We start from the raw sequence: 6,000 nt of genomic DNA on the forward strand, positions 1-6,000 counted from the left end.
CGCCGCCCACGCCGCCGTCCGGTGGGGCGGGCTCGTCGCAGGGGGGCTGGGCGGGTGGCGGTTCCTCCACCGGCGGTGGGGCCTCGGTGGGTGGTGGTGCCTCGGTGGGTGGTGGGGCCTCGGTGGGTGGGCGGGCCTCGGTCGGTGGTGGGGCCGCCTCGGTGGGTGGTGTGGCCTCGGTGGGTGGGGGTGCCTCGGTGGGTGGGGGCACGTCGGTGGCTGACGGAGCTGCGGCCGGTGGTTCCCCGGCTGTGGCCCGCGGCGCGGGATCGGCCGGTGCCGGTGCCGGTGCCGGTGCCGGTGCCGGTGGCGGTGGCGTCGGCTCGGCCGGGGGAGGGGGCGCCGGCGGGGTCGGCGCCGGGGGCTCGGGTGGCGGCGGGGGATCGGGTGCGGCCGGCGGATCGGGTGCGGCCGGCGGAGGGGGCGCCGGCGGCTCGGGTGTGGGCGGCACGACCGCCGGCCCGGGGTCCTCGCCGCCGGACGGGCCGGGACTCGGGAGCGGGACCGGCACGGGCGTGGAGAGCGCGCGCAGTGACACCTGCGCGGGGAGGGGCAGGTCGATCCCCGGCAGGACGCCGATGGTGGGCACCTCCAGGGGGCCCGCGCGCAGCGGTGAGCCGGACGCCGGGCCGCCCACGGGGTCGCTGTCCGCCGCGCTGCTGACGGCCGCGGTGATCGGAACGGGGTCGGCGACCAGCGCGGGTGCCTCCGCGCTGCCCACCGCGGCCAGGGTCGCGGCGACGCCCAGGGCCAGCGCGACGCCGCCCAGAACGGGTGCGGCGCGGTCGCCGGTCGTCCCCATGGCGTCCCCCTGCGTCGCGGTGAGGGCCGCATGGTCGCGGCCGCAGGTGGCCGGGAGGCGTCGTGCGGGCGCCGTCGGGGCGACGGGTGGCGCGGGCCGTGCGCGCCGCGCGCGAGCGCACGGACGTCGTCACCCTCAGTTCCGCCCGCGGCCGGGGCCCGGCGGTCAGCCGCGGTCGAAGAGGGTGACGCGGTCCGGCGCGGCGGTGAAGGGGTTCGCCCACTCGGAGGCGGCACCGGTGATCGGCTGGGCGTCGGTGACGACCACGAACGGCGTCCCCGGGTAGACCGCCAGGACCCGCGTGCCCGAGGTCAGCACCTCGGTGCGCTCCAGGACCTCGCCCCGCCGCAGCTGCTGCGTGGTCCGCTCCCCGCGCAGTTGCTCGCCGACCGCCGCCGTCCACCGGGCGCCGTCCTGGACGAACTCGATGGCCCGGACCCGCTGCCCCCGCGGCGCGGGTTCGCAGCCGGCGAACTCCGCCAGGGCCTCGTACAGCCGCTCGGCCTGCTCGTCGTCGGCGGCGCGGGGCAGGAAGAACGCAGTCATGCCCGCATCCTCCCCGCCGGTACCGACGAGGACGGACCGGAGCGGGTGGGCCGACCCGCCGGTTCCGAGCGCATGCGCCTCTTGCGCGCGGTACCCGGTGGGGGTATACCGGTGAGCAGTACCACCGGGGGGTATGGCACGACGACGAACCGGAACGACGGCCCGGCGAGAGGTCGGGGGAGGAGAGCGCTATGGCAACGCAGAGGACGACCGCCGTGCTGGAGGTCGCCGGCGTGAACTGGGCGTCGGAGAAGGCCGTGGTCGAGCGGGTGCTCGGCCGCCGCCCCGGCGTGCTGGAGGTCGAGGCGAACGCCGTCGGCCAGACTGCGACGGTCACCTACGACCCCACGCGGACCTCGGTCGCCGATCTCACGGGGTGGATCCGCGAGTGCGGGTACCACTGCGCCGGGCAGTCGGTTCCGCAGCACGTGTGCGACCCCGAGGCCGAGCCGCTGTCCCACGCCCCGGTCGGGCACCACGCCGGCCACCGGCCGGACGGGGGCGCCGAGCCTGCGCCACAGGACCTCGGCGATGACGCGTCCGAGCACGGTGATCACGCCGGGACGACCCCGCAGGACGCCATGGGGCACGGCGGGCACCACGCCGGGATGTCGATGGACGACATGGCCCGCGACATGCGCAACCGGTTCCTGGTCGCGGCCCTGTTGTCGATCCCGATCCTGCTGTGGTCGCCGATCGGCCGCGAGGTCCTCGGCTTCGAGGCGGAGGCACCGTTCGGCCTGCGGGACGACGTCTTCTCGCTGTTCCTGTCGCTGCCGGTGATCTTCTACAGCGCCTGGATCTTCGTCGACGGCGCCTGGCGGGCACTGCGCGCCCGCACGCTGGACATGATGGTGCTGGTCGCCGTCGCGGTCGGCGCCGGGTGGAGCTACAGCCTCGTCATCACGCTCACCGGCGGCGGCGAGGTGTTCTACGAGGCCGCCACCGTGCTCACCGCGTTCGTGCTGCTCGGCCACTGGTTCGAGATGCGCGCCCGTGGCGGCGCCAACGACGCCATCCGCACGCTGCTGGAGCTCGCCCCGCCGCGCGCGGTGGTGATCCGAGACGGGCAGCCGGTCGAGGTACCCACCGCCGAGGTGCTCGTCGGGGACCTGCTGCTGGTCCGTCCCGGGGCCAAGATCCCCGTCGACGGAACCGTCGAGGACGGCGACTCCGAGATCGACGAGTCGATGGTGACCGGGGAGAGCCTCCCGGTGCACAAGGCGCCCGGCGACGAGGTCATCGGCGGCTCGGTCAACACCACCGGCACGCTGCGGGTGCGCGCCACGAAGGTGGGCGCCGACACGGCACTGGCCCAGATCGTGCAGCTGGTGCAGGAGGCGCAGAACTCCAAGGCGCCCGGCCAGCGGCTGGCCGACCGGGCCGCGTTCTGGCTGGTGTTCGTGGCCCTCCTCGGCGGCGGCCTGACCTTCGCCGTCTGGTTCCTGTCCGGCGCCACCTTCGCGACCGCGATGCTGTTCGCGATCACCGTGGTCGTGGTGACCTGCCCGGACGCGCTCGGCCTGGCCACCCCGACGGCGATCATGGTCGGCACCGGGCTCGGCGCACAGCGGGGCGTGCTGTTCAAGAACGCCACAGCCCTGGAGACGTCGGCCCGGATCGACACCGTGGTGATGGACAAGACCGGCACCCTGACGAAGGGCGAGCCGGAGGTCACCGACGTCGTCGTCGACCGGATGTCCGCGGACGACGTCCTGGCCCTGGTCGCGGCCGTGGAGCGGGAGTCCGAGCACCCGCTGGCCGCCGCCGTCGCGCGGCACGCCGACACGCTCGGCGTGCCGGCGCTGACCGCCACGGGATTCCGCACCGTGCCCGGTCACGGCGCGTCCGCGCACGTCGACGGCCACCGGGTGCTGGTCGGCAACGCCAGGCTGATGGCAGACGAGGGCGTCGACCTCGGGCCTCTGGGTGCGCGCCGGGACGAGCTGGCCGGCAGCGGCCGCACCGCCGTCCTGGCCGCGGTCGACGGTCGCGCCGTCGGCGTGATCGCCCTGGCCGACGCGGCCCGCGAGACCTCGGCTGCGGCGGTGGCAGCCCTGCACGAGGCGGGCGTACAGGTGGTCATGCTCAGCGGCGACAACGAGGCCACCGCGCGGCGCATCGCCGGCCAACTGGGCATCGACGCGGTTCTCGCCGAGGTCCTGCCCGGTGACAAGGCGGCCAGGATCACCGAGTTGCAGCGCGCCGGCAAGCGCGTCGCCATGGTCGGCGACGGCGTGAACGACGCGCCCGCGCTGGCCCAGGCCGATCTCGGGATCGCCATCGGCGCCGGCACGGACGTCGCCATCGAGACCGCCGACGTCGTCCTGATGCGCTCCGATCCGCTCGACGTCCCCACCGCGCTGGCCATCGGACGCGGCACGCTGCGCAAGATGCGGCAGAACCTCGGCTGGGCCGTCGGCTACAACGCGATCGCCCTGCCGATCGCCGCCGGCGTGTTCGAGCCGGCGTTCGGGCTCGTGCTGCGGCCCGAGATCGCCGCGCTGTCGATGTCGGGTTCCAGCTTCCTGGTCGCGGTCAACGCGCTGCTGCTCAAGCGGCTGCGGCTCCCCGACGCTCCGGGAGCGCCCACGGCCGAGACGGTCACGGCCCCCGAGCCGGAGCCGGTCTCACGCTGACACGGCTCGAGCCTCTCGCCCGGCCGGAACACCCCTGAGCTTCCGGCGGTGACGCTCCCGCGGGCGAAGGAGTTCGGACAGGTCGACCTCTGGTCGTGCTGCGCCGGGCTCGGGACGGCGACGACCGACCCCCTGTCGTCACCGTCCCCCAGGACGGGTGGTCCCGCGCAGGGTGGCCAGGCGGTCCTGGAACTCCGGCTCGTCGATCTCGCCCCGTGCGAAACGCTCGGCGAGCAGCCGCTCGGGGTCCGAGGTCGGCGGAGTGGGCGTCGTCGGGCCGCCGGGACCGATCGCGCGGACCAGCAGGACGACGGCGGAGATCAGCAGCCCCCAGAACAGGAGCATCCCGACCGTCATGCCGACCCATCCCCATGCACCGGGGTCGTGGTCGTACCAGAACATCATCGTCCGCCGTCCCCTCGGTCGGTCGCGGTGGGCCGCGTGCCGAGGTCCGGGCGACCGGCTTCCTCGCTGCGAGCGCACCTGCTACGACGGTGCACCGTGGCTCACTCCGAGGTCAGGGACCGCGGGCCCGTCCGCCCTTGCCGAAGGTCCCGTCCGGGCGGGCCCCAGCCCTGGACCGCGTGCCCGCCGCAGCGATGTCCACGGCCGTCCGGCGCCTCCTGCGGACAGCTCGCAGCCGCGGCGCGCGGCGGCGGTGCCGACGGGAGCCGTCGGACCATGAGTCCTCTGCACCGTTCGGCGCCGTGCCAACAGGAGGGATGCGCCGGCCGAGACACGACGAAAGGCTCCCTCGTCACCCGTGAGGGCGACGAGGGAGCTCTGTCGCATGCGGGCCGTGGCCGGCGGGGTGCGTGACTCGCCCGGTCGGGCGATGTACCGGCACCAACTGGTCCGCCACCCTGTGCGGCGTGCAGTTCGCAGCCAGGGTGTCGCTGCCCGTCCTCGATGAGGCCAGGGCGGTGTTCGGGCTGCGCGGAGACCTGCGGGAGCAGGCCGCCCGGCACTGGCAGGTGCCCGACTGGACCACGCTCGACGTGACCGGGCCGACCGAGGTCGTCGGCGCCTCGGGCCGCACCTGGTACCGGTGGAAGGCCACCGTCGACGCCAAGGTGCGCGCCAACCGGTCGGGTTGAGCGGCGGCGCGGTAGGACTGCCCGGCGCGCGACCGGTGCGACGGAGCGCGGTCGGAGAACTGCGCGCCTCGGCGCCATCGCTGCGGCGGGAGCGGCGCGCCGAAGGTGGCGGCGTCTGGCGTGTCCCGCGAACGTGGTGGAACCTGATGTCGATGTCGAGTCCGTCGGGGGAAATGGCGATGAGCGAGCGGATCACCTGGACGAACTGCCCGGACTGTGGGGCTACCGCCGCCGTGGGCTGGATCGGGGACCGGCCGGTGGAGCTGGACTGCTTCAGTGGCTGCTCGTGGTGGAGCGAGCAGCCACCGGTGCGCGTGGTGCTGGCGCCCACCGCGCTCAGCGGCCGGTAGGACCAGCCAGCTGGACAGGTGCGGCGATCACCGTGGTGCTCTCCGCCTGGTGGCGGAAGCCGCCGTCCCGGCCCGGGACGACCGCGGACCAGGTCCTGCTGCCGGCCCGCCGGTGCCGCCTGTCGGTGACCGGCATCCGTGCAGGTCAGGCGGTGTGGGGCTGTCCAGCTTCGGCTGATGCTTGACGGAGCTACGTCGGTTGATCCTTGACGCTCAGGACGTCGCTCGGTGGATCGATGCCCGCTTCTTGCGGATCTCTCCTCGGCCGGCTCGGGCCACGGTCTTGGTCAGGTCGTTGCCGATCCAGAACTGCAGGAGCCGGTCGGTGACGTGCACGTCGCAGCGGGCGCCGGCGTGGTGTCTGCCCACGCTGACCTGCTGCCACGCCACGCAGACCACTCCGTTGCTGGCCACCCGCCGAGACACCCAGTCATCCCCGGTCCGATCCGGCGCGGGCACGGTCACCGGTGCTGCGCCGCCGGCGGTGAAGCGGTCGGCCGGGGTCTGCATGTCCAGGGACTGGTGCGGCCGCTGGGTGTTGTAGAACGCCACCCATTCGTCGACCG

At 74.7% G+C, this 6,000-nt stretch carries 6 protein-coding genes; 3 read left to right on the forward strand and 3 right to left on the reverse strand.

Annotated elements, in window-relative coordinates:
• Nucleotides 1–967: 967 nt before the first annotated feature.
• Nucleotides 968–1,348, reverse strand: coding sequence for a hypothetical protein (locus tag BMY88_RS20710; protein ID WP_091948329.1), 381 nt, complete (start codon nucleotides 1,346–1,348; stop codon nucleotides 968–970).
• A 191-nt stretch (nucleotides 1,349–1,539) separates the two neighbouring features.
• Here BMY88_RS20710 and BMY88_RS20715 point away from each other — a divergent pair, with 191 nt between their 5' ends.
• Nucleotides 1,540–3,987 carry a heavy metal translocating P-type ATPase gene (locus BMY88_RS20715; protein WP_091948331.1) on the forward strand — a complete coding sequence of 816 codons (2,448 nt, stop codon included), beginning with the start codon at nucleotides 1,540–1,542 and terminating at the stop codon, nucleotides 3,985–3,987.
• Nucleotides 3,988–4,125: 138 nt separating this feature from the next.
• Here BMY88_RS20715 and BMY88_RS20720 read toward each other — a convergent pair whose 3' ends face one another.
• A complete protein-coding gene (locus BMY88_RS20720) occupies nucleotides 4,126–4,392 on the reverse strand; it encodes an SHOCT domain-containing protein (protein WP_091948334.1) in 267 nt (88 codons plus the stop codon).
• A gap of 467 nt (nucleotides 4,393–4,859) precedes the next feature.
• On the opposite strand from BMY88_RS20720, the gene BMY88_RS23560 reads away from it, so the two are divergent.
• Nucleotides 4,860–5,084, forward strand: coding sequence for a hypothetical protein (locus BMY88_RS23560; protein WP_139220542.1), 225 nt, complete (start codon nucleotides 4,860–4,862; stop codon nucleotides 5,082–5,084).
• A 179-nt stretch (nucleotides 5,085–5,263) separates the two neighbouring features.
• Entirely contained in the window at nucleotides 5,264–5,434 is a 171-nt protein-coding gene (locus BMY88_RS23970) for a hypothetical protein (RefSeq protein ID WP_170861217.1), read from the forward strand.
• A 213-nt stretch (nucleotides 5,435–5,647) separates the two neighbouring features.
• Here the strand turns inward: BMY88_RS23970 and BMY88_RS20730 are convergent.
• On the reverse strand, nucleotides 5,648–6,000 hold a 353-nt coding region (locus BMY88_RS20730), incomplete at its 5' end, for an integrase core domain-containing protein (protein ID WP_139220543.1).

Source organism: Trujillonella endophytica, assembly GCF_900110555.1.
GTDB lineage: Bacteria > Actinomycetota > Actinomycetes > Mycobacteriales > Geodermatophilaceae > Trujillonella > Trujillonella endophytica.

What these genes read in the sequence shown, in the direction of transcription:
- BMY88_RS20720 (WP_091948334.1), bottom strand. Translation starts at nt 4,392, where the DNA reads ATGATGTTCTGGTACGACCACGACCCCGGTGCATGGGGATGGGTCGGC.
- BMY88_RS20710 (WP_091948329.1), bottom strand. Translation starts at nt 1,348, where the DNA reads ATGACTGCGTTCTTCCTGCCCCGCGCCGCCGACGACGAGCAGGCCGAG.
- BMY88_RS20715 (WP_091948331.1), top strand. Translation starts at nt 1,540, where the DNA reads ATGGCAACGCAGAGGACGACCGCCGTGCTGGAGGTCGCCGGCGTGAAC.
- BMY88_RS23970 (WP_170861217.1), top strand. Translation starts at nt 5,264, where the DNA reads ATGAGCGAGCGGATCACCTGGACGAACTGCCCGGACTGTGGGGCTACC.